The sequence below is a fragment of the Tabrizicola sp. BL-A-41-H6 genome (assembly GCF_050632395.1).
Classification (GTDB): Bacteria; Pseudomonadota; Alphaproteobacteria; order Rhodobacterales; family Rhodobacteraceae; genus JAUYQR01.
In genome coordinates, this window is record NZ_CP192600.1 from 2899524 (window position 1) to 2920941 (window position 21418).

The 21418-nt window shown below is 66.5% G+C and carries 17 protein-coding genes; 6 read left to right on the forward strand and 11 right to left on the reverse strand.

The window, feature by feature from the left end:
* Positions 1-15: 15 nt before the first annotated feature.
* The 5 genes from ACROUL_RS14165 to ACROUL_RS14185 form a co-directional block, all read right to left on the reverse strand.
* Entirely contained in the window at positions 16-597 is a 582-nt protein-coding gene (locus tag ACROUL_RS14165) for an amino acid synthesis family protein (protein WP_431300109.1), read from the reverse strand.
* Positions 590-1456, reverse strand: coding sequence for a UPF0280 family protein (locus ACROUL_RS14170; protein ID WP_431300110.1), 867 nt, complete (start codon positions 1454-1456; stop codon positions 590-592). Before ACROUL_RS14170 ends, ACROUL_RS14165 begins: the two co-directional genes overlap by 8 nt.
* Positions 1453-2910 (reverse strand): 6-hydroxynicotinate reductase, encoded by a 1458-nt coding sequence (locus ACROUL_RS14175; RefSeq protein WP_431300111.1) that lies wholly within the window; start codon positions 2908-2910, stop codon positions 1453-1455. The genes ACROUL_RS14170 and ACROUL_RS14175 overlap by 4 nt, the downstream gene beginning before the upstream one ends.
* Positions 2911-2998: 88 nt before the next feature.
* On the reverse strand, positions 2999-5665 hold the full coding sequence (locus tag ACROUL_RS14180; protein WP_431300112.1) for a molybdopterin-dependent oxidoreductase: 2667 nt from the start codon (positions 5663-5665) through the stop codon (positions 2999-3001).
* A complete protein-coding gene (locus ACROUL_RS14185) occupies positions 5662-6492 on the reverse strand; it encodes an FAD binding domain-containing protein (RefSeq protein ID WP_431300113.1) in 831 nt (276 codons plus the stop codon). Before ACROUL_RS14185 ends, ACROUL_RS14180 begins: the two co-directional genes overlap by 4 nt.
* Positions 6493-6597: 105 nt before the next feature.
* Here ACROUL_RS14185 and ACROUL_RS14190 point away from each other — a divergent pair, with 105 nt between their 5' ends.
* Positions 6598-7017, forward strand: a complete 420-nt coding sequence (locus ACROUL_RS14190; RefSeq protein ID WP_431300114.1) for a MarR family winged helix-turn-helix transcriptional regulator — start codon at positions 6598-6600, stop codon at positions 7015-7017.
* Between the two features lie 3 nt (positions 7018-7020).
* Here ACROUL_RS14190 and ACROUL_RS14195 read toward each other — a convergent pair whose 3' ends face one another.
* Positions 7021-7641 carry a TetR/AcrR family transcriptional regulator gene (locus ACROUL_RS14195; protein WP_431300115.1) on the reverse strand — a complete coding sequence of 207 codons (621 nt, stop codon included), beginning with the start codon at positions 7639-7641 and terminating at the stop codon, positions 7021-7023.
* 136 nt (positions 7642-7777) lie between these two features.
* Here ACROUL_RS14195 and ACROUL_RS14200 point away from each other — a divergent pair, with 136 nt between their 5' ends.
* Positions 7778-9802 (forward strand): FAD-dependent oxidoreductase, encoded by a 2025-nt coding sequence (locus ACROUL_RS14200; protein ID WP_431300116.1) that lies wholly within the window; start codon positions 7778-7780, stop codon positions 9800-9802.
* Between the two features lie 9 nt (positions 9803-9811).
* Here ACROUL_RS14200 and ACROUL_RS14205 read toward each other — a convergent pair whose 3' ends face one another.
* The 4 genes from ACROUL_RS14205 to ACROUL_RS14220 all read right to left on the reverse strand — a co-directional run bounded on the left by ACROUL_RS14205 (position 9812) and on the right by ACROUL_RS14220 (position 16595).
* On the reverse strand, positions 9812-10207 hold the full coding sequence (locus tag ACROUL_RS14205) for a Fur family transcriptional regulator (protein ID WP_431300117.1): 396 nt from the start codon (positions 10205-10207) through the stop codon (positions 9812-9814).
* A 285-nt stretch (positions 10208-10492) separates the two neighbouring features.
* Positions 10493-11107 carry a 2-hydroxychromene-2-carboxylate isomerase gene (locus ACROUL_RS14210; RefSeq protein WP_431300118.1) on the reverse strand — a complete coding sequence of 205 codons (615 nt, stop codon included), beginning with the start codon at positions 11105-11107 and terminating at the stop codon, positions 10493-10495.
* Positions 11108-11595: 488 nt separating this feature from the next.
* Entirely contained in the window at positions 11596-15279 is a 3684-nt protein-coding gene (locus ACROUL_RS14215; protein ID WP_431300119.1) for a vitamin B12-dependent ribonucleotide reductase, read from the reverse strand.
* Between the two features lie 431 nt (positions 15280-15710).
* Positions 15711-16595 carry a DMT family transporter gene (locus ACROUL_RS14220; protein WP_431300120.1) on the reverse strand — a complete coding sequence of 295 codons (885 nt, stop codon included), beginning with the start codon at positions 16593-16595 and terminating at the stop codon, positions 15711-15713.
* A 99-nt stretch (positions 16596-16694) separates the two neighbouring features.
* Here ACROUL_RS14220 and ACROUL_RS14225 point away from each other — a divergent pair, with 99 nt between their 5' ends.
* Both ACROUL_RS14225 and eno read left to right on the forward strand, forming a co-directional pair.
* Positions 16695-17591: a DMT family transporter gene (locus tag ACROUL_RS14225; RefSeq protein ID WP_431300121.1), complete on the forward strand. Its 897-nt coding sequence runs from the start codon at positions 16695-16697 to the stop codon at positions 17589-17591.
* Between the two features lie 51 nt (positions 17592-17642).
* Positions 17643-18920 carry a phosphopyruvate hydratase gene (gene eno, locus ACROUL_RS14230; RefSeq protein WP_431300122.1) on the forward strand — a complete coding sequence of 426 codons (1278 nt, stop codon included), beginning with the start codon at positions 17643-17645 and terminating at the stop codon, positions 18918-18920.
* Between the two features lie 53 nt (positions 18921-18973).
* Here eno and ACROUL_RS14235 read toward each other — a convergent pair whose 3' ends face one another.
* The gene (locus ACROUL_RS14235; RefSeq protein ID WP_431300123.1) at positions 18974-20041 is read right to left on the reverse strand and encodes an NAD(P)/FAD-dependent oxidoreductase; all 1068 of its coding nucleotides are present in this window, start codon (positions 20039-20041) and stop codon (positions 18974-18976) included.
* A 47-nt stretch (positions 20042-20088) separates the two neighbouring features.
* Between ACROUL_RS14235 and ACROUL_RS14240 the strand changes: the two genes are divergently transcribed.
* Both ACROUL_RS14240 and ACROUL_RS14245 read left to right on the forward strand, forming a co-directional pair.
* Positions 20089-20511 carry a cupin domain-containing protein gene (locus tag ACROUL_RS14240; protein ID WP_431300124.1) on the forward strand — a complete coding sequence of 141 codons (423 nt, stop codon included), beginning with the start codon at positions 20089-20091 and terminating at the stop codon, positions 20509-20511.
* Positions 20511-21395: a fatty acid desaturase gene (locus ACROUL_RS14245; RefSeq protein ID WP_431300125.1), complete on the forward strand. Its 885-nt coding sequence runs from the start codon at positions 20511-20513 to the stop codon at positions 21393-21395. The genes ACROUL_RS14240 and ACROUL_RS14245 overlap by 1 nt, the downstream gene beginning before the upstream one ends.
* Positions 21396-21418: the final 23 nt, after the last annotated feature.

The window sequence follows — 21418 nt, forward strand, 5'->3', positions numbered from 1 at the left end:
GCGCCGGATGCGATGTCACCGCAAACCGTCCTCCCCCTTCACTTGTTCAATCTCAAGCCCGCCCATGCGGCTGTGCACGCGGCCTCCGCGTGCCATCGCAAGGGCAAAGAGCACTTCGTTGGCGCGCGGCCCGTCCTCGCAGGCGATGGTGATGACATCAAAGCGCGACCGGACATAGGCCGCATTCAGGTGGCCCAGCGGCACGTCGAGCGTGGTTCCCATGCCGCCGACCTTCATCGCCGAGGGCACGATGGCGCGGCATTCGCCCAGCCGGTCGCGCATGCCGTAGCCGCCCGAGACGTGCCAGATCGCGCCGTGTTCATGCTCGCCGTTTTCGCCGACGATGGCACCCTTGCCATAGGCGTCGATGCCTGCCCGACCGCCCAGCGCCGCGACAAGGCGGTCGGTAAGGGTCAGCGCTAGGGGTTTCAGTGCCTCCATCGCCGGTTGCAGGTTCGGCTCGTAGCGGCCCGCAAAAGGGTTGGCGCAGATCGCGTAGACCGCGCCTTTCAGGGCCGGTGGGGTGGCGACGGGGCCGCCTTCGTGAAAAATTTCCTCTACTTGCAGGACGATCTTGCGGATGGTGAAGTCAGACATAAGCGGGCTCCCGTGCGGGCAGGGAATGGGTGCCCGGAAGATGTGTACCAAGGAAATGCGGGCCGCTGACGCGACACGATGAATGCAGGAAAAGGGCCGCCGCATCGATCAGGCCACGGGCGCGAAAGGCTTCGGCGGCGGCAAGGCCCGCGGCAAGGGCGCGGGCGATGTCGGTGTCGGACAGGAGGCCTACTGCGGTGGTGACAAGCCTGTCCCCAAGGTCGGTGTCGGCCTGCAAGGTGTTCGCCGGGCGGCGCGTGACGGCGGGGTGCCCCGGCAGGTCGACTGCATTGGCGATCATCGTGGCGGCGCCATCCGCCATCGCGGCGGTGCGCGCCACCACGGTAACGGCATCGGCTATGCCGAAAGACCAGCTGCGCCCACCCCAGCCCGAGGTGGCGATGCCCCGCGCGGTATCTTGCCCGGAGAGGGTCAGGCTACCCTGCCCTTCGGCCATCGCGCAGGTCAGGCTTTGAAAGGGGCCGAGGTGAACCGCAATGTCGCCCCCGTTGTTGACATAGGCCTTCAGGATGCCGGGGCCGACCAGCGACGCCAGAATCTCTTCCGCAACCGCCCCCGCGACCGCAGCCATCGGGGTGATGAAGGTCGGGCGGAACGGGGCCACCGCGCGCGCCATGCGACAGGCAATGACCCCGGTCGGGGCCGCACCCACCGCACGCAACAGCGGCAGTTCAGCGACCAGTTCGGTCAGCACCGTGTCGAACCGGCGCGCGGCGCGGCAGTAGGCATCGGCAACCGCATCGGGCGCCCCCCAGGCCTCGATGATCAGGTCGATCGGCCCGTGCTGCAGATGCAGGCGGCCATCGCCAAGACGGCGGGCTTGGGCGGGGGCCATCATATTCCGTCGCTCCGCCAAGGTTCGAGGCGCGCGGCGGTGGGGTATTCGCCGCCGTTGGCCATGATGTCGTCAAGGCTGCGCACCACCTCGTCATGCCCGCCCATCGCAAGGTAATCTTCGCGCGGCAGGGTGAACTCCAACGGTGCTACCAGAGCAGGGGTGGGCACGTAGCCGAAGGCGCCTTTCGGCAGCCGGGTCACATCAACCATGAAGGTGATGCCGCCACCGGGCCAGATGTAGCATTCTGCCCCCCCGGAGGTGAGGCGGGTGATGCCGGACTGCACCGAGCGGGTCAGGCGGACCGGGTTCTTCGTCACTCCGGCGCGCAAGGACCCGCCCGCGCCGCCCATGAAGAGGACGGTGCAGAGCGACGGTTCGCAGTTTTCGTCGATCAGACCGACAGTGGCCTTCAGCCTGTCCGGCAGGGGCCGCGGCTGCGGGATCAGGGCGTCGTCAAGGGCGTAGTAGGCATATTCCTCGCCGGTGGTGGAGACCATCAGGAGGGTCAGTCCCGGGCGCGCGCCTTTTTTCGGGTTCCAGTCGCCGAGGATTTCCAGGGGATCGGTCAGCTTTGTCCCGCCCCAGCCAAGGCCGGGTTCAGACACCCGGAAATAGCGGCCGGGAGTGGAGCGGTGGCCCTTGATCTTGATGCCTGTCGGTTGCCAGCCAAGCACGCGGCCCGCCTGGTGTTCCGACACAACGCCGGTGATGTGGTCGTCGACCACCACCACCTCGTCCACCAGCCCGAGCCACTGGCTGGCGAACATGCCGATGGTTGCCGAGCCGCAGCCGACCCGCATCCGCCGCTCAGGCCTGCCGTCGACTATGGGCGGGTGGCCCGCCTGAACGGTGACAGTAGACCCGCCGTCGATGACCAGCGTCACCGCATCGCCGTTGCAAAGCGCCAGCATGGCCGCGCAGGTGACGCGGCCTTCGGCCTTGCTGCCGCCCGTCAGGTGATGGACGCCACCAAGCGACAGCATCTGGCTGCCGTATTCGGCGGTGGTGACATGGCCGACCGGTTCACCTTCCGCCCGCACGACGGCGCCCTCGGGGCCGAGGAAGCGGTCGGTGTCGATTTTCACCTTGAGGCCGCAGTAGGAAAAGATCGCCTCGGTGACGACGGTGACCATGTCGGCACCGTCGACGCGGGACGATACGATGAAGGGCGCGGGCTTGTAATCGGGGTAGGTGGTGCCCGAGCCGATGCCGGTGACGGTGGTGTCGGCGGGCATCGGCCCGGAGGGGATGGGATCGCCGTCCCAGTCGCGCAGGGCGAAGGGGACGATGCGGTGGCCGACATCGAGCGCGTGGGTCAGCATCACCACGGGATCGGTGCGCACGATGCGGCCACCGGCATTTGCGTAGCGGTCGCAGGCGCCGGTTTGCCCCGGCGCGATGTAGCACATCACCGGGCAGGCATCGCAGCGGATCTTTTCGGGCGCGTCGGTCATCTGGTGCCCCCGGCCTTGCCGTTGCAGCGGGGGTTTTCCACCCCCGCACCCCCGGAGGATATTTCGCGAAGGGGAAGCTGGAAGCGGGTCATGTGCGGGCCTCCATCGCGGCGCGGACGCGGTGCGGCAGGGCGGGGACGCGGGTGAGTTCTGCACCGGTAGCGTGGCGGATGGCGTTGAGGATGGCCGGAGCGGTGGGGATCAGGACGTGTTCGCCAAGGCCCTTGGCGCCGAACGGACCTTCGGGATCGGGCACTTCGATCAGGAGGCTTTCGATCGGGGGCACATCGCCGAAGGTGGGGATCAGGTAGTCGTGCAGGTTTTCGGTGCGACCGGCGATGTAATCCTCCATGAGCGCAAGGCCGATGCCCTGAGCGATGCCGCCTTCGATCTGGCCTTCGGCGAGGGTCGGGTTGATCGCGCGGCCCACGTCGTGCGCGGCGGTGATCTTCAAGAGACGCGTGGTGCCGAGGGACGGGTCAACCTCCAGTTCCACCATCTGCGCGCCGTAGCCGTAAAGTGCGTAGGGTTTGCCCTGGCCATCGGCGTCGAGGGGCGAGGTCGGGGGATCGTAGGTTTCTTCGGAGGAGAGGGCGTAGCCGTGGAGGTCGCGCGGAAGGGCTGCGAGGTCGACGTGGCGGAGGGTCGTGCCTTCGCGGACGGTGAGGGTTGCGCCGTCAAGCGCCAGGCTGGCGCCCTGCCCTGCGTTAGCGAGGCGGAGGATGGCGTGGCGCAGCGCCTCGGCCGCGGCTTTGGCGGCACGGCCGGTGACGAAGGTCTGGCGGCTTGCGGAGGTCTTGCCTGCGTCGGGTGTTAGGGCGGTGTCGGGGCCGATCAGGCGGAAGGCTGCGAGCGGCAGGCCCAGGGCTTCGGCGGCGATCTGGGGGATGACGGTGTTGGAACCTTGACCGATGTCGGTGGCGCCTTGGTGGAGCATGATGTGGCCCGTGTGGGAGAGGCCGATGCGGATGGTGGAGGGGTTCGGCAGGGCGGTATTGCCGCAGCCATACCAGCAGGAGGCGACGCCGACGCCGCGGTTGGGCTGGGCCTTGGCTTCGGCCAGCGCACGGTGCCAGTGGGGGCGCAGCGCCTCGAGGCAGGGGGCGATGCCGGTAGCGTGCAGGATCTGCCCGGTGGCCGAGGCATCGCCGTCGCAGAGCGCGTTCAGGATGCGAAATTCCAGCCGGTCGATCCTGGCCTTGTCGGCGAGGCGGTCGTAGAGGGTTTCCTGCCAGAGGGCGCCTTGCGGCACTCCAAAGCCACGGAACGCGCCGGAGACGGGGCCGTGGGTGTGGATCGCGCGGGCCTTCGCGGTAATGTGGGGCGTGCGGTAGGGGCCGGAGACGTGGACCGGGACGCGGTTCGCGACGGTGGGGCCCCAGCTGGAATAGGCGCCGGTGTTGAAGCGGCCTTCGAAGTCGACGGCGGTGATCCGGCCTGTCGCGTCGCAGCCGATGCGGCCGGTCATTTCGGCGGGGTGGCGCTTGGTGGTGGAGGCCATGCTTTCCTGACGACTGTAGGTCATGCGGCAGGGGCGGCCGGTTTTGAGGGCGACGAGGCCGAGGAGGGGTTGGAGCGAGATGTCCAGTTTCGAGCCGAAGCCGCCGCCAACGGCGGAGGGGATGATCCGGACGCGGGTCTGAGGAAGGCCGAGGATCGCGGCGGTATCTTCGCGGTCCATCCCCGGCGCTTGGGTGCAGGCGCGGATGGTGAGGATTTCGCCGTCCATCCAGGCGGAGCCAGCCTCGGGTTCGATGTAGGCGTGTTCGACGAAGGCGGTGGTCATCTGGCCTTCGACGATATGGGCCGAGGTGGCGAGGGCCGTTGCGGCGTCGCCCTTGCGGACGCGGCCCTCGACGAGGACGTTACCGGGGCGGTTGGCGTGGAGAGGGGCGCCGGTTTCGGCATCGGCGGGAGTGGTGAGGGCGGGAAGCGGAGTGAAGGTGACCGGGAAATCCGTCAGGTCCGGGTCAGTTCCGGGTTCAAACGCGACGACGGCCACGCATTCGCCGCGGAACCGGGCGGGAGAGGCGGCGATGGCGGGTTGATCCGCGAAGGGCGGAATCACTGAAAACGCGTTGCGTCCCGGAATGTCGGCGGCGGTGAATACGGCGGCGACACCCGGCCGAGCGCTGAACGCGCCAAGGTCGCCAATTATAAAGGCGGTATGGGCGTACGGCGAGCGGACCGCCTTGAGGACAAGCGCGCCCTCGGGCCATTCGTCGGCACCGAATCTGTCGCCCGCGACCTTGGCCGCCCCATCCAGCCGCTCAATGCGCTGGCCAATGGCGCCAGAGAGCGCGGTCGGGGCGCCCTGCCCTGCGTCGCAGACTGCCGTGATGATCTTGGCGTAGCCGGTGCAGCGGCAGAGGACGCCACCGAGGCCGGTTTCAACTTCGGTCCGGGTTGGTTTGGGGGTGCGAGACAGAAGGTCGGCGGCGGCCATCAGCATTCCGGGCGTGCAGATGCCGCATTGCGCCGCACCGTGACGCAGGAACGCGGCGCGGAGGCGGGTAAGCGTGGGGGTTTCGGCCTCGACCGTTTGCACCTCACGGCCCGACACTTGTGCGGCGGGCATCAGGCAGGCGCAGAATGACGCACCGTCGACCAGCACGGTGCAGGCCCCGCAATCGCCAGCATCGCAGCCGACTTTGGTGCCTTTGAGGCCGAGACGTTCGCGCAAGACCTCGCTTAGCCGTTCGGTGGGGGGCGCGTCGGTGGTGACGGGCTGGCCGTTCAGGGTGAAGGCGATCATCGGGTCACCTCGACCACGGCGCGGGTGACAAGTTCGGTGGCGGCAGTCAGGCGGTAGACGGCGGTGGCGCGGATGTCGTCGATGGGCGACAGCGCGGCGGCGACATCGGCGGGGCGGATGCGCCTGGCGGCTTCGTGCGGGGTGGCGCCGATCAGGGAAGCCTCGACCAGCGGAAGGCGCTGCGCGGTGCCCGAGCAGGAACCGACGGCAATGGCGGCGTTGGCCACCCTGCCCCCGTCCAGCACGATGCGCGCCGCGACCATGACGATGGAGATGACCAGATGGCTGCGCGCGCCAAGCTTGAGGAAGGTGGAACGTCCGGTAAGGCCGGAGGACGGGATATGAACCGCGACCAGAAGCTCGCCGGGGCGGAGGGCTGTATGGCGCGGACCGGTCAGGAAAGTGCTTAGCGGCAATCGGCGGGCGCCGGCGGGCGACAGAAGCTCTACCTCGGCGTCGGCGGCCAGCAGCGGCGGCACGCCATCGGCGGCGGGCGAAGCGTTGCAGAGGTTGCCGCCAAGGGTGCCGGCGTTCTGGATCTGGCGGCCGCCGACTTGCAGCGCCGCCTGTTGCAGGGCGCGAAGCGCGGGCGGCAGGTCAGCCTCGGCGATGGCGGTCCATGTGGTGGCGGCGCCGATACGCATTCCGCCACCGATGGCCGCGATGCCGCGCAGGTCGCTGATCCCTGTGAGATCGAGGATGCGGCCGGACAGCTGCGCACCCGCGGCGGGGTAAAGATCGGTGCCCCCAGCCAACACCCGCGCCGAACCGGACCGCAACGCGGCGACGGCTTCATCCAGGGTCTGCGGGCGGACGTGTGACTGCACGGGCGAACCTGAAAATCGTTTGTATGGCAACAAGTGTGCGGGCCGATCCTGCCGCCTGTCAACTGTCTTGCGTGGCTGGGTTTGGAAGGTTATCCCGAAAGGACGATGGACAGGCCGCACCGCTACAGTCTGGATGAACAGATCGGATATGTGCTGCGTCGTGTGACACAGCGGCATCTGTCGATCTTTTCCGAAGCGATCCCCGAAGTGACGACGACGCAGTTCGCCGTGCTGGCGCGATTGGCCGAAACCGGCCCCTTGTCGCAGAATCACCTTGGCCGATCGACGGCGATGGACGCGGCCACGATCAAGGGCGTGGTCGACCGGTTGGCAAAGCTGGGCCTTGTCGCCACCGCCGCCGACCCTGACGATCGCCGCCGCCTGACCGTCACGCTGACATCGGAAGGGGCGCAACTGTTCGAGGCGCGCAAGGCCACGGCGCTTGAGATTTCGCGCGATACCCTCGCACCGCTTGATGCCACCGAACGGTCGGTGCTGATGGCGCTGCTGACCCGGCTGGCCTGAGGCTCAGCCCGTGTGCCGTCCCCGGAACGCCGCGACTTCGGCAGGGTTGGGGGCGACGCCCGAGAAGGTCAGCACATAGGCGGGGATGCGGCCCATGCGGATCGCGAAACTTTCCTCGGACCCGACTGCGATATAGCCCACTTGGGTAAGGTAGAGCGTGCGCGCCCGGGTATCCGCCTCGGTTTCGCCATAGCCGAAGCGGCGGAAAAGCGCGGTAATCGCGGCAAGCCGGGTGCCATCGGCCTCCTCCATCGCGGCCTTGACGGTGGCGTCGGTCAGCGCCCATGTCCGCATCGCGAATTCAAGGCGGCTGTCAAACAACGCCGGATCGACCCAGCAGTCGATCAGGTTCAGCATCGCTTCCGAAATCGTAGCCGCCGGCGCTTCGCAGCGCGCGACAAGGTTGCCGGTGTTCTTTGCCCGCCAGCGTTCCACCAGTCCGGCCAGAAGTGCCTCGCGGTCCGGAAAGTGCCAATAAAACGAGGTGCGCGACAGGCCAAGGCGCTGCGCGAGCGGCATGACCTTCACCGCCTCGACCCCGGCCTCGACCAGCAGGTCATAGGCGGCGTCCAGCCACAGGTCAGGTGTTCCGCGCCAGCTTCGGTCGGTGCGATCAAGGGTCATGGCGCAAGCGTAAACGCCGCCGATGGTGCGACACAAGAGGCAGCGCTGCAAAAATCGACACATGTGTCGAGTTTGCGATTGACGGACGGCGGGGCGCGGCGGCAGATTGCTGTAAACGCCAGCCCTCGGAGCCATCATGTCGAACGATCCGCTGTTGCAGCCCTATCAGCTTAAGCATCTGACCCTGCGCAACCGGATCATGACCACCAGCCATGAACCGGCCTACCCCGAGGACGGGATGCCGAAGGATCGCTACCGGCTTTACCATCTGGAACGCGCCCGTGCCGGCGTGGCGCTGACCATGACGGCGGGGTCTGCCGCGGTGTCGAAGGACAGCCCGCCGGTGTTCAACAACATCCTAGCCTACAAGGACGAGGTAGTGCCGTGGATGAAGCGGCTGGCCGATGATTGCCACGAGGCGGGCGCGGCGGTGATGATCCAGCTGACCCACCTTGGCCGCCGCACGCGCTGGGACAAGGGCGACTGGCTGCCTACGGTGGCGGCAGGGCCATCGCGCGAACCCAGCCACCGCGCATTCCCGAAGGTGATCGAGGACTGGGACATTGCCCGGATCATCGAGGATTACGCCGACGCGACCGAACGGATGCAGGCGGCGGGTTTGGACGGGGTGGAGTTCGAATGCTACGGCCACCTGATGGACCAGTTCATGTCGCCCTTCACCAACGCCCTGCCCGCGCCTTATGGCGGCAGCCTTGAAAACCGCGCGCGATTCTCGCTGGAGGTGCTGGCCGCCTGCCGCAAGCGGGTGGGGCCGGATTTCCTGCTGGGCGTGCGCTATACGGCGGATGAGGATGATCCCGGCGGCATCGACGCGGACGAAGGCATCGCCATCGGCAAGATGTTCCGCGACAGCGGCAACGTCGATTTCCTGAACATCATCAAGGGTCGTATCCATACCGATCCGGCGATGACCGACGTGATCCCTATTCAAGGGATGCGGTCGGCCCCGCATCTGGATTTCGCCGGTCGGGTGCGGGCCGAGGTCGGTCTACCCACCTTCCATGCGGCCCGCATTCCTGACGTGGCGACGGCGCGCCATGCGGTCGCCTCTGGGCAGTTGGACATGGTCGGGATGACACGGGCGCATATCGCCGACCCCCATATCGTGCGCAAGATCATCGAGGGGCGCGAGGCGGATATTCGGCCATGCGTCGGGGCGACCTATTGCCTTGACCGGATCTATCAGGGCGGCATCGCGCTTTGCATCCATAACCCTTCGACCGGGCGCGAGGAGACGATGCCGCATGACATCGCCCCGGCAGCGGTCAAAAAGCGGGTCGTGGTGGTCGGCGCCGGTCCGGCCGGGCTCGAGGCCGCGCGGGTGGCGGCGGAGCGGGGGCACGCGGTGACGGTGTTCGAAGCGGCGGATCGGCCCGGTGGGCAGGTGCTGTTGACCGCGCAATCGAAGCGGCGGGCCGAGATGATCGGCATCATCGACTGGCGCATGGCGCAATGCGCGGCGCGGGGGGTGGAGTTCCGGTTCAACGCCTTCGCCGAGGCGGCGGATGTGACGGCGCTGAACCCCGATGTGGTGGTGATTGCGACCGGAGGGCTGCCGGAAAAGGATATTCTGGAGGCAGGCAATGACGTGACGGTATCGGCGTGGGATATCCTGTCGGGCGATGTGAAGCCGGGGACGAACGTATTGCTCTATGACGATGCGGGCGATCATACCGCACTTCAGGCGGCGCAGGTGCTGGCCGACAGCGGGGCGGTGGTGGAGGTTATGACGCCGGACCGGACCTTTGCGCCCGAGGTGATGGCGATGAACCTGGTGCCTTACATGCGCGGCTTGCAGGACAAGAAGGTGACCTTCACCGTGACCTATCGGCTGCGGGCGGCGGTGCGCGACGGCAACCTGATCAAGGCGGTCGTGGGCAGCGATTACATGAAGCTGGCGCAGGAGCGGCACTTCGATCAGGTGGTGGTGAACCACGGCACGCAACCGAACGCGGGGATCTACTTCGACCTGAAGCCGGTGTCGGGGAACCGGGGCGCGGTGGACTATGACGCGCTGATCGAGGGGCGGGCGCAGCCCGCGGTGCCGGGGTTCCAGTTGTTCCGGATCGGCGACGCGGTCGAGGCGCGGAATACCCATGCCGCGATCTATGATGCGCTGCGGCTGGTCAGGACGGTCTGAGGCTGGGGACTAGCGGGTCTTGCGGCAGTAAAGCTCCAGCCGATGGTGGACGATGTCGTAGCCCATCTCGGCGGCGATTTCGCGCTGCAACTGTTCGATCTTTTCGGAGCGGAACTCGGTGATCTGGCCGGTGTCGAGATCGACGATGTGGTCGTGGTGCGGGGCGTCGGTCACTTCGAAGCGGGCGCCGCCGTTTTCGAGGGAAAGGCGCTGGACCACGCCTTCGCGTTCGAGGACCGAGAGGGTGCGGTAGACCGTCGCGAGGGAGACGCTGTCGTCGAGGCTTTTGGCCCGGCGGTGAAGTTCGGCCGCGTCGGGGTGGTCGTCGGCCTCGGTCAGCACCTTGAGAAGCGCCTCGCGCTGGCGGGTCACGCGGACGCCGGTGTCGCGCAGGGCCTTGGTCATTGATCGGGCGGGGTCTTGGGTCATCGGACGATGGTAGCGCCGGGGGGGAGCGGGGTCAAACGCGGGGTGGTGTCCCACCGTGGGACACTTTTGTGCATCAGTGATTTCAAGGGGTTGCGAGGGCGGCTTCAGGGTTCGTTAAGGATTGGCGGGGTCGGCCCTTGGCTCGCCCCGGAGGGTTTCACACCCTCCGGACCTCCCGTGGGATATTTTTGCGAAGAGGAAGCCGGGAGAGAAGGGTCGAATGAAGGTGCGTCGTTGGCTGCGTGGCGGAGGGGAGCCCGGTCAGACGCGGAGGTTGTTTTGCACGGCGTGGCGCCCTTGCGCCCAGAGGAGGGCTTCTTCCAGACGGTCGTCGCCCCAGAACAACTCTCCGTTCACCACGAAGGACGGCGAGCCGAAGACGCCGTGCGAAAGCGCGACCTCGGTCTCCGCGTCATAGCGGGCGGCACATTCGGGGGTTTCGGCCAAGGCGATGGTGGCGTCGACGTCCTGCCCGAGAGGGCCGAGGATCTGCGCGAGGCTTTCGCGCGTGCCGAGGGGCTGGCCGTCAAGAAACCAGGCGCGGAAGCTGGCGACGGTGTAGGCCTCGCACCAGCCACCCTGCCCCGCGACGATGCCGACGCGGTTGGCGAGGAGCGTCGGATCGGTGGGCCAGATCGGGGCTTGCTTGAACGGCAGGCCGTGGTGCGCCGCGCGGCGGGCGACATCGCGCCACATGTAGGCGACCTTGAGCGTCTCGTTTCTGAGGGCGACGTTGTTGCGGGCCATCAGCGGGCGGACGTTGATCGGGCGCCAGTTGACATGGACACCGGCTTCGGCGGCAAGGCGGCCGATGCGCTGGACCGAGAGGTAGGCGTAGGCGCTGCCGAAGAAGTAGAAGAAATCGAGGGCGGGCATGGCGGTGCTCCGTGACGCGGGCGGACTGGCGAAGCATAGCGCGGGTGGGGCGTTCGGTCTTGTGGGTTTGTTGGGGGTCGTCAGGACAGAGGGCCGCGCCTGACCGCCGGGTGGGCGCAGCAAGGGCTGGTTTAGGCGGTTTATGGGTCAGCCCCTCCCACGGCTATCCTGCTGGTGACTGTGCAGGAGCGCCCGCCTGAGGGGAGAGATGAGCGATCAGAAATCGTCCAGTGGACGATTTCCGCGCAGAATGCCCTGCCCGTGGCTGGGCCGGGAAGCGGGCGCTGACCGGCGGGCTTCGCCCTTGGTTCCGGGTAAAAAAGCGGGCGGGGAGCAGATCCCCGCCCGTTCATTTGACACAAGCACTCGTTAATCCACTACCCATAGTCCTGCGAGGAGCGAGAAAGCTTCTCCGGCGCTGTGCCATTCACACGTAGGAAAGCCGGGGCGGTCGAGCGGCAACTCTTCCGCCCCAACCCAATCTCAGATCAGCTGCAGCCCGTCGTCCCGCCGCAGGAGTTGCACTTCAGGCAAGAGCCGTTGCGGACCATCGTGTAGTTGCCGCATTCGGAGCAGCTGTCGCCGGTGTAGCCTTGCAGCTTGGCCTTGGAGCGGGCGTCGGTGGTGCCGCTTGAGAGCGCGTAGGTCGAGGTGGTTTCCGAGAACCCGGCCACGAAGCTGCTGGCTGTCGGGGCCAGCATGTTCAGCGCCGCGACCTGATCGGTGCCAGTGGCGAGCATGGCATTCATGCCACCCTGGTGCACCACGAGTTCCTGCGGCACGCGCTTGCGGAGGTAGCCGGTGGACGAGATCTGCTTGAGGAATTCAAGCGATGAGTTCGTCTCGGCCACTTCGGCGATGTTGCGCTTGCCCTCTTCCTCTCCCCGTCCGAGATCGTCGAACGAAGCGCCTTTCGGGGCGACGTGGGCGAGGTCGGTGCGGTCGAGGTAGGAGACCGCCAGTTCGCGGAAGATGTAATCGAGGATCGAGGTCGCGTTCTTGATGCTGTCATTGCCCTGCACCATGCCCGCGGGTTCGAAGCGGGTGAAGGTGAAGGCCTCGACAAATTCCTCCAGCGGCACGCCGTATTGCAGGCCTACCGAGACGGCGATGGCGAAGTTGTTCATCATCGCACGGAAGCCGGCACCTTCCTTGTGCATGTCGATGAAAATCTCGCCCAGCGAGCCGTCCTGGTATTCGCCAGTGCGGAGATAGACCTTGTGGCCGCCGACGATGGCCTTCTGGGTGTAACCCTTGCGGCGTTCGGGAAGTTTCTCGCGGTTGGAGCGGACGATTTCCTTGATGATCACCTTTTCGATGATCTTTTCCGCGATCACGGTGGCCTTTTCCATCGTGGAGCCGTTGGTCAGGATTTCTTCGGCTTCCTCGTCATCCTCGACCAGCGCCGACGCCAGCGGCTGGCTGAGTTTGGAGCCGTCGCGGTAAAGCGCGTTGGCCTTGATGCCGAGCGAGTGGCTGAGTTCGTAGGCGGCAAGCGTTTCAAGGATGGTGGCCGAGTTCGGCATGTTGATGGTCTTCGAGATCGCGCCGGAGATGAACGACTGCGCGGCGGCCATCATGTAGATGTGGGATTCGACCGACAGGAAGCGCTTGCCGGTCTTGCCGCAGGGGTTGGCGCAATCGAAGACCGAGTAGTGCTCGGGCTTGAGGTGCGGGGCGTTCTCGAGGGTCATCGTGCCGCAGACATGGTCGTTGGCGGCGTCGATCTGGGCTTTGGTGAAGCCGAGGTGGCGCAGAAGGTCGAAGGTCGGGTCGTTCAGCTTTTCTTCGGGGATGCCGAGGGTGCCTTTGCAGAAGTCGGCGCCGAGGGTCCACTGGTTGAAGACGAACTTGATGTCGAAGGCGGAGGGGAGTGCGGCCTCGATCTTCTCGATCTCGCGCGCCCCAAAACCGTGGCCGATGAGCGAGGTGTGGTTGATGCCGGGGGCTTGGCCGAGCGAGGCGTGGCCGACGGCGTGGGCGACGATTTCGGCCGATTGGGCGGTGGTGTAGCCGAGCTTTTCAAGCGCGGCCGGGACCGACTGGTTGATGATCTTGAAGTAGCCGCCGCCAGCGAGTTTCTTGAACTTCACGAGGGCGAAGTCGGGCTCGATGCCGGTGGTGTCGCAATCCATCACGAGGCCGATGGTGCCGGTGGGGGCGATCACGGTGGTCTGGGCGTTGCGGAAGCCGTGCGCTTCACCGAGGCGCAAGGCCTCGTCCCAGGCGGATTTGGCGAGGGCGACGAGGGTCTGGTCCGGGCAGTTCGCGTGGTCGAGGGCGACAGCCGGGACGTTCAGGCCTTCGTAGACGCCGGTCGCGTGGGCGGCAGCGCGGTGGTTGCGGATGACGCGGAGCATGTGGTCACGGTTGCGGGCGTAGCCGGCGAAGGGGCCAAGTTCCTTGGCGATCTCAGCCGAGGTGGCGTAGGAGATGCCGGTCATCACGGCGGTCAGGGCGCCGCAAAGCGCGCGGCCTTCCTTGCTGTCATAGCCGAGGCCCATATTCATCAGGAGGCCGCCGATGTTGGCGTAGCCGAGGCCGAGGGTGCGGAAGTCGTAAGAAAGTTTGGCGATTTCCTGCGACGGGAACTGCGCCATCATCACCGAGATTTCCAGCGTGACGGTCCAGAGGCGCGAGGCGTGGACGTAAGCCTCCGCATCGAACTTGCCGTCGTGAAAGAAAGTGAGGAGGTTCATCGACGCCAGATTGCAGGCGGTGTCGTCGAGGAACATGTATTCCGAGCAGGGGTTGGAGCCGCGGATCGCGCCATCTTCGGGGCAGGTGTGCCAGGCGTTGACGGTGTCGTGGAATTGGATGCCGGGGTCGGCGCAGGCCCAGGCGGCGTGGCCGATCTGGTCCCACAGCTCACGTGCCGAGACGGTCTTGGCGACCTTGCCGTCGGTGCGGCGGATGAGTTCCCACGGCTTGTCTTCCTTGACGGCCTTGAGGAAGGCATCGGTGACGCGGACGGAGTTGTTGGAGTTCTGGCCGGAGACAGAGATGTAGGCCTCCGAGTCCCAGTCGGTGTCGTAGGTCGGGAACTCGATCGATGTGAAGCCTTGGCGGGCGTATTGCAGGATGCGGTTGGTGTAGGTGTCGGGGATCATCGACTTTTTCGCGGCCTTGATCGCGGCTTTCAGCGCGGGGTTGGCGGCGGGGTCGGTGGCACCTTCCATAGTGCCGTCGAAGGCTTTGATCGCAGCGAAGATGTCGTTGAGGCGGGCCTCGTGCATCTTGGAACCGGCGACGAGGGAGGCGACCTTCTGTTCCTCGATGACCTTCCAGTTGATGAAGTCTTCGACATCGGGGTGGTCCATGTCGATGATGACCATCTTGGCGGCGCGGCGGGTGGTGCCGCCGGACTTGATGGCGCCGGCAGCGCGGTCACCGATTTTCAGGAAGCCCATCAGGCCGGAGGATTTGCCGCCGCCCGACAACTTTTCCCCTTCGCCGCGAAGCGAGGAGAAGTTGGTGCCGGTGCCGGAACCGTATTTGAACAGACGCGCCTCACGCACCCAGAGGTCCATGATGCCGCCGTCGCCGACGAGGTCGTCCTTGACCGACTGGATGAAGCAGGCGTGCGGCTGCGGGTGTTCGTAGGCGGAGGTGGATTTGGTCAGCACGCCGGTCTTGTGGTCGACGTAATAGTGGCCCTGGGACGGGCCGTCGATGCCGTAGGCCCAATGCAGGCCGGTGTTGAACCACTGCGGGCTGTTCGGGGCGGCCATCTGGCGGGCCAGCATGAAGCGCATCTCGTCAAAATAGGCGCGGGCGTCGGATTCGGTGGTGAAGTAGCCACCCTTCCAGCCCCAGTAGGCCCACGCGCCGGCAAGGCGGTCGAAGACCTGCTTGGACGAGGTTTCGCCGACGTTACGCTGATCTGCGGGAAGTTCGGCAAGCGCGGCTTCGTCGGAGACCGAGCGCCAGAGGAATTCGGGCACGCCCTTTTCCTTGACGCGCTTCAGCCGTGCCGGGATGCCGGCCTTGCGGAAATACTTCTGGGCGAGCACGTCGGAGGCGACCTGGCTCCAGCCCTCGGGCACCTCGACGGCGTCGTTGCGGAACACAACGGTGCCATCCGGGTTGCGGATTTCGGAAACGGTGGTGTTAAACGCCATTGCGCCATAAGCGCCTGTCGCCTCGGTGGTGAACTTCCGCTCGATCTTCATGCCCCTGATCCCGTTTTTGCGGCGCGCTGGCCGATATTGATTGAAACGAGGAAAACCCGTCTTGCAGGCGCCACCCGGTTGATCCGGGGTTGGCGGTGACTGTCTGACTGCTTCAACCTCGCACGGCACTAGATATGGTGTTGACCCCGGCCGCGCTGTCAAACTGTCGTATTCGCAGGCGCCGTTCAACGGATTTATTTGCGATGCTTGCGGATTTTTAACCTTGACGCGGCGATGTCACAGTCACGCGAACGTCATCAAGTTCAGCGCATGGTTGTGGACAGCCGTGGGGACAATCTTCACCCGATCTCTGAGGAGAGCGGGATTTGTGAGGAAACGCGCCCGGTTGTGCAGACGGCTTGAGACAGGCTGGTGCCCTGCCCTGCCTGTGGACGACGGGCTGCGGAGCGATTCTGGCGGTTTGGCCCGAATTAGCCGCGCGCCGGGCGGTTGATGAGCACGATGCCGGCCGCCACCAGAACAGCCGCGCCGAGAATCGCCCAGGTGACGGTTTCGCCGAAAATCAGGGCACCGAGGGTGAGCGCGAAGATCGGCGTGAGGAAGGAAAACGAGGCCACGGTGGAGGCCGGGTAGACCGACATCAGCCAGAGCCATGACACGAAACCGCCCGCGACGACGATGGAGGCCTGGAACACCAGCCAGAAGAGGTGGATCGGTTGCAGATCGCGGATCAGAGGGCCAAAGAACGGCGCGGCGAGAAGGAGGAGCGGAGCGGAGACGAGGACCATCCAGAAAAGCTGCATCTCGGGCCCTTCGGCGCGCATCACGGGGCGGCGGGCGATGTAGGCGGTGCCGGCCCAGCAGAACGCGCCGGTCAGGGCAAAAAGATCGCCGGTGAGGGAGCCCTGCCCGGTGGTCGGGCCCGACAGGATCGCCCATGCAGCGCCCGCGAAGGCGAGAAGGAGGCCAGCGGCGCGGATCGGGGTGATCCGGTCGCCAAGGCCGAAATGCGCCATGAGCGCGAACCAGACCGGCATGGAATAGAAGATCACCGAGGTGCGGCCCACTGTGGTGAGGTCGAGCGCCACGAAGAGGCAGAGGAATTCGAGCGCGAAGACCGCGCCCATAAGAAGGCCGGTGGGCAGCGTGGCGCGCGTCAGGCGCGGCGGGCGCTTGCGCCAGACGAGCCAGGCCCAGACGAAGAAGATCGCGAGAAGGGAGCGCAGGCCGGCGAAGAACACCGGTTGCAGGCCCGCGTTCACCACCTTGACGATGATCTGGTTGAACGCGAGGAGGAGCATGACACCCACCACCATCGCGCCGCCGAACGCATCGAGCCTGTCCTTGCGGTTCATCGCCTGCCCCTTTGACTTCCGCGCCCTTGTGCCTGTGCGGGCGATGAAGGGCAAGCAGAGCGGCTTTCGTTTGGCGCGGCGGCGCGGTAGGAGGCGCGGATGATCGCATCCCACGCAAGCAGCCAGAATCTGCGCGGCATCCTCTTGATGGTCGCGTCGATGGCCTTGTTCGGGGTCGAGGACATGTTTTTGAAATGGGCCGCGGTGGGGCTGCCCGTCGGTCAGATCATTTTCGTGTCGGGCGCGTTCGGGCTGCCGGTGTTCGTGGCAATGGCCTGGGCGCAGGGGCAGCGCATTCTGGTGCGCGAGGCGCTGCAACCGGCGGTGATCGCGCGCAACATCGGCGAGATGATCGGGTCGGCGGGGTATGTTGCAGCCTTGGCCACGGTGCCGTTGTCGACGGTTTCGGCGGTGCTGCAAGCGATGCCTCTGGCGGTGACGATGGCGGCGGCGCTGTTCATGCACGAACAGGTGGGCTGGCGGCGCTGGACGGCGATTGCGGTGGGGTTTGCCGGGGTGCTTTTGGTGATCCGGCCGGGGATGGACGGGTTTCGCCCAGAGGCGCTTTTCGTGCTGGTCACGGTCGCTGGCCTGACGCTGCGTGATCTGGCCTCGCGGCGGATACCGGCGGTGGTGACGACGGCGCAGGTGTCGGCCTGGGGGCTGATGGCGGTGGCGGTCTTGGGGGCGGGGATGATGCTGGCCTCGGGTGAGGTGCGGGCGGTGACGGCGGGTCAGGGGCTGGTGCTGTTGGGCGCGGTGGCGTTCGGCACGGCGGGGTATTGGGCGATCACCGCGGCGACGCGTACGGGCGAGGTTTCGGTGGTGGCGCCGTTCCGCTATACGCGGCTGGTGTTCGCGATGGCCATAGGCGCGCTGGTCTTTGGCGAGTGGCCGGACGGGTGGACCTATGCCGGGGCGGCGCTGATCATCGGGTCGGGGCTTTACTCCTTTGCACGCGAACGGGCGCGGAAACGCGCTTCCCATAGGGGATGAGCCGGGGTAAAGGGGCGGCGAGAGCATCATCCGCCCCAAGGGAGCGCCGCCATGAGCACGATCATCGACATTCACGCCCGCGAAATTCTGGACAGCCGGGGCAACCCGACGGTCGAGGTGGACGTCTATCTGGAGGACGGCTCGATGGGCCGCGCCGCCGTTCCCTCGGGCGCATCGACGGGCGCGCATGAAGCCAACGAGCGGCGCGATGGCGATCCGGCGCGCTACAAGGGCAAGGGCGTGCTGGAGGCCGTGGCTGCGGTGAACGGCGAGATCGCCGAAGAAATCGTGGGCTTTGACGCGACCGAGCAGGTCGGCATCGACCGCACCATGATCGAGATGGACGGGACGCCGAACAAGTCGCGGTTGGGGGCAAATGCCATTCTGGGCGTGTCACTGGCGGTGGCGAAGGCGGCGGCGGAGTTCAGCGGCCAACCGCTTTATCGCTACGTTGGCGGCACGTCCGCGCGCATCCTGCCGGTGCCGATGATGAACATCATCAACGGCGGCGAACATGCCGACAACCCGATCGACATTCAGGAATTCATGATCATGCCGGTCGGGGCGCAGGACATCCGCGAGGCGGTGCGGATGGGATCTGAGGTGTTCCACACGCTGAAGAAGGAATTGCAGAACGCGGGCCACAACACCGGGATCGGTGACGAGGGCGGGTTCGCACCGAATCTGAGCTCTGCCCGCGATGCGCTTGATTTCATTCTGAAATCCATCGAGAAGGCAGGGTATACGCCGGGTGAGGATATCTTCCTGGCGCTGGATTGCGCGGCGACGGAATACTTCCGGGGCGGCAAGTACGAGATGAAGGGCGAAGGCAAGTCGCTGTCCATCGAGGAGAACGTGGCATTCCTTGCAGGGCTGGCCAAAGATTATCCGATCATCAGCATCGAAGACGGCTGTTCCGAGGATGACTGGGCGGGCTGGAAGCTGTTGACCGACACGCTGGGCGACAAGATCCAACTGGTGGGCGACGATCTGTTCGTGACCAACCCGCGCCGGTTGGCCGAAGGCATCAAGGCCGGTTGCGCCAATTCGATGCTGGTGAAAGTGAACCAGATCGGCACCCTGACCGAAACGCTGCAGGCGGTCGAGATGGCGCACCGGGCGCGCTATACCAATGTGATGAGCCACAGGTCGGGCGAGACCGAGGACGCGACGATCGCCGACCTTGCCGTTGCCACCAACTGCGGGCAGATCAAGACCGGGTCGCTGAGCCGGTCGGACCGGTTGGCGAAGTACAACCAGCTGATCCGGATCGAGGAACTGCTGGGCGAGACGGCGGAATATGCCGGACGGAGCATCCTGCGGGCGTGAGGCTTTCGCGACAGGTTACGAAGCGGGCGCCCATTGGGGCGCCCGTTTTCGTTTCAAAGCAGGCGGTCGGGGCGGAACGGGGCAAGGAGCGGGTCGGCACCCTGCCCTGCGATTTCGGCCGCAAGAAGCTCGGCCACCAGCGGCGCGAGGGTGACGCCGGAGTGCATCAGCGCAAGCCAGAGGTTCGGATGGCCGGGGATCGGGCCTGCCAGCGGCAGACCGTCGCCGGGAACCGGGCGGTGGGCCTGCGTTAGGCTTTCGATATGCAGCGGCGTTTGCGGGAATAGGACCTGCAGCCGGGCGAGGGTTTCGGCGGCGGCCTGCGCCGGATTGGGCAGGGTTTCGCTGGTGTCGGATTGGTGGCTGGCGCTTGCGGGTGCAAGGAGGTGGCCTTGCGGGTCTTGCCGGAGTTCCTGCGTCGGCGTGGCAAGGATGTGGCTGACAAGACGCGGCAGGGCTTGCGTTCGCAGCATCGCGCCGGGGCGGTTCAGCATCGGCAGGGTGAGGCCGAGGGGCGCGAGGAGCGCGGGCGTACCGGTCCCGGTGGCGAGCAGGGTATGGTCGGCGTGGAATGGGCCAGCCTCGGTCAACGCGCCGGTGATGCGGCCGCCTTTGGTCAAAAGCGCAGTGGCGCGGGTGCCGGTGAAAAGGCGCGCGCCGTGGCGGGAAGCCGTCGCCAGCAGGCGGTGCGTCAGGTGCGCGGCGTCGACCGCGCCTTCGGCGGAGAAGTGGAGCGCGTGGGCGGGTGGGGTGGCGAGGTTCGGTTCAAGGGCCGCAACCTCGGCGCGGGTAAGGATGCGGACGGGGTAGCCGAGGGCTGCGAGGGTTTCGGCTTTGGCATCAACGGTTTCGTCTTCCCACCAGAGGCAGCCGGTCCAGTGGTGGCCGGTGTCGGGCACCTCGGCCGCGAGGCGGTGGTGCGCGGCGATGGCGGCATGGCGCAGGTGGAAGTGCGCGGTGGAGCCATAAAAGCTGGCGTTGATCCAGCCGAAGCTGCGCCCGGAGGCTTCGGTTGCGGGAAGGCTTGCGTCGATGATGGTGACGGCGTGGCCACCGGCGGCAAGGCGGTGGGCAAGGCTGGCACCGAGGAGGCCCGCGCCGAGGATGAGGATGCTTGTCATGCGCCCGCATCCTGCCATTCTGTGAGGCCAAGTGAAAGGGCTACGGCATGACCGAGGCAGAGAGGATCATCGCACATCTGGCGTTGGCGCGGCACCCGGAGGGTGGCTGGTATCGGCAAACTTGGGCGGGGCCGGAGATTGCGGGCCGCGCGTCGGGAACGGCGATCCTGTTCCTGCTGGCGACGGGCGAGCGGAGCCATTGGCACCGGGTGGATGCGGATGAAATCTGGCTGTGGCACGCGGGCGCGCCCTTGGTGCTGGGGCTGGCCGAAACGGCGGCCGGGCCTGCGCAGGAGGTGGTGATGGGCGCTGCGGTGCTAGACGGTCAGGCGGTGCAGGCGGTGGTGCCAAAGGGCTGGTGGCAGGCGGCGCGGACCACGGGGGCGTGGTCGCTGGTCAGTTGCACGGTCAGCCCGGGGTTTCGGTTCGATGGGTTCGAACTGGCGCCCGAAGGGTTCGAGATAGGGTGATGGACCATCGGGACTTCGTGGCGGGGCTGGCGCCTGAGGTGCGGGCGGATTTGACGGCGGTTTCGGACGGCCCGGGCGTGAGGCATCTGGCGGGGCATCTGGGGGCGATTGCGCTGGTTGGGGGGCTGATCGCGGCGGGAGTGCCGGGGTGGTGGGCGCTGTTGCCGGTGCAGGGCGTGCTGGTGGTATTTCTTTTCACGCTGGAGCATGAGGCGACGCACAAGACGCCGTTCCGGACGCCGTGGCTGAACGAATGGGCGGGGCGGCTGGCGGGCTTTCTGCTGCTGCTGCCGTTCGAGTGGTTTCGCTACTTTCACCTGGCGCACCACCGCTGGACCAACATCGAGGGGCGCGACCCGGAACTGGCGGGAGGCAAGCCCGAGGGGTGGCGGGCATGGGTCTGGCATGTGTCGGGGCTGCCCTATTGGGGATCGGAGGCGCGGCTTTTGGCGGCGCTGGTGCGCGGGCGGGCCGAGGGGGACTATCTGCCGCAGGGGGCAAAGGGCCGGATCGTGGCCGAGGCGCGGTGGATGGCGGCGGGGTATGGCGCTGTTCTGGCGTCGTTTTTCTGGACGCCGGTGCCGCTGTGGGTGTGGATCGTGCCGGTGGTTCTGGGCCAGCCGGTGCTACGGCTTTATCTGCTTGCCGAGCATGGCGATTGCCCCAAGGTGGCGAACATGTTTCAGAACACGCGGACAGTGTTCACCACGGCGCTGGTCCGGTTTCTGGCGTGGAACATGCCGTATCATGTGGAGCACCACGTCTATCCGGCGGTGCCGTTTCATCGGCTGCCGGCGTTGCACCACCTGATGCGGCAGGAGTTGCGGGTGACGGCGGAGGGGTATGCGGCGTTCACGCGAGGCTATCTGCAACGGCGCTTGTAACGGAGGGCGGCTACGCTGCGCGC

Excerpts from the sequence above, each read along its gene's own strand:
- ACROUL_RS14165 (WP_431300109.1), bottom strand. The coding sequence starts at position 597 with ATGTCTGACTTCACCATCCGCAAGATCGTCCTGCAAGTAGAGGAAATT.
- ACROUL_RS14170 (WP_431300110.1), bottom strand. The coding sequence starts at position 1,456 with ATGATGGCCCCCGCCCAAGCCCGCCGTCTTGGCGATGGCCGCCTGCAT.
- ACROUL_RS14175 (WP_431300111.1), bottom strand. The coding sequence starts at position 2,910 with ATGACCGACGCGCCCGAAAAGATCCGCTGCGATGCCTGCCCGGTGATG.
- ACROUL_RS14180 (WP_431300112.1), bottom strand. The coding sequence starts at position 5,665 with ATGATCGCCTTCACCCTGAACGGCCAGCCCGTCACCACCGACGCGCCC.
- ACROUL_RS14190 (WP_431300114.1), top strand. The coding sequence starts at position 6,598 with ATGGACAGGCCGCACCGCTACAGTCTGGATGAACAGATCGGATATGTG.
- ACROUL_RS14195 (WP_431300115.1), bottom strand. The coding sequence starts at position 7,641 with ATGACCCTTGATCGCACCGACCGAAGCTGGCGCGGAACACCTGACCTG.
- ACROUL_RS14200 (WP_431300116.1), top strand. The coding sequence starts at position 7,778 with ATGTCGAACGATCCGCTGTTGCAGCCCTATCAGCTTAAGCATCTGACC.
- ACROUL_RS14205 (WP_431300117.1), bottom strand. The coding sequence starts at position 10,207 with ATGACCAAGGCCCTGCGCGACACCGGCGTCCGCGTGACCCGCCAGCGC.
- ACROUL_RS14210 (WP_431300118.1), bottom strand. The coding sequence starts at position 11,107 with ATGCCCGCCCTCGATTTCTTCTACTTCTTCGGCAGCGCCTACGCCTAC.
- ACROUL_RS14215 (WP_431300119.1), bottom strand. The coding sequence starts at position 15,279 with ATGAAGATCGAGCGGAAGTTCACCACCGAGGCGACAGGCGCTTATGGC.
- ACROUL_RS14220 (WP_431300120.1), bottom strand. The coding sequence starts at position 16,595 with ATGAACCGCAAGGACAGGCTCGATGCGTTCGGCGGCGCGATGGTGGTG.
- ACROUL_RS14225 (WP_431300121.1), top strand. The coding sequence starts at position 16,695 with ATGATCGCATCCCACGCAAGCAGCCAGAATCTGCGCGGCATCCTCTTG.
- eno (WP_431300122.1), top strand. The coding sequence starts at position 17,643 with ATGAGCACGATCATCGACATTCACGCCCGCGAAATTCTGGACAGCCGG.
- ACROUL_RS14235 (WP_431300123.1), bottom strand. The coding sequence starts at position 20,041 with ATGACAAGCATCCTCATCCTCGGCGCGGGCCTCCTCGGTGCCAGCCTT.
- ACROUL_RS14240 (WP_431300124.1), top strand. The coding sequence starts at position 20,089 with ATGACCGAGGCAGAGAGGATCATCGCACATCTGGCGTTGGCGCGGCAC.
- ACROUL_RS14245 (WP_431300125.1), top strand. The coding sequence starts at position 20,511 with ATGGACCATCGGGACTTCGTGGCGGGGCTGGCGCCTGAGGTGCGGGCG.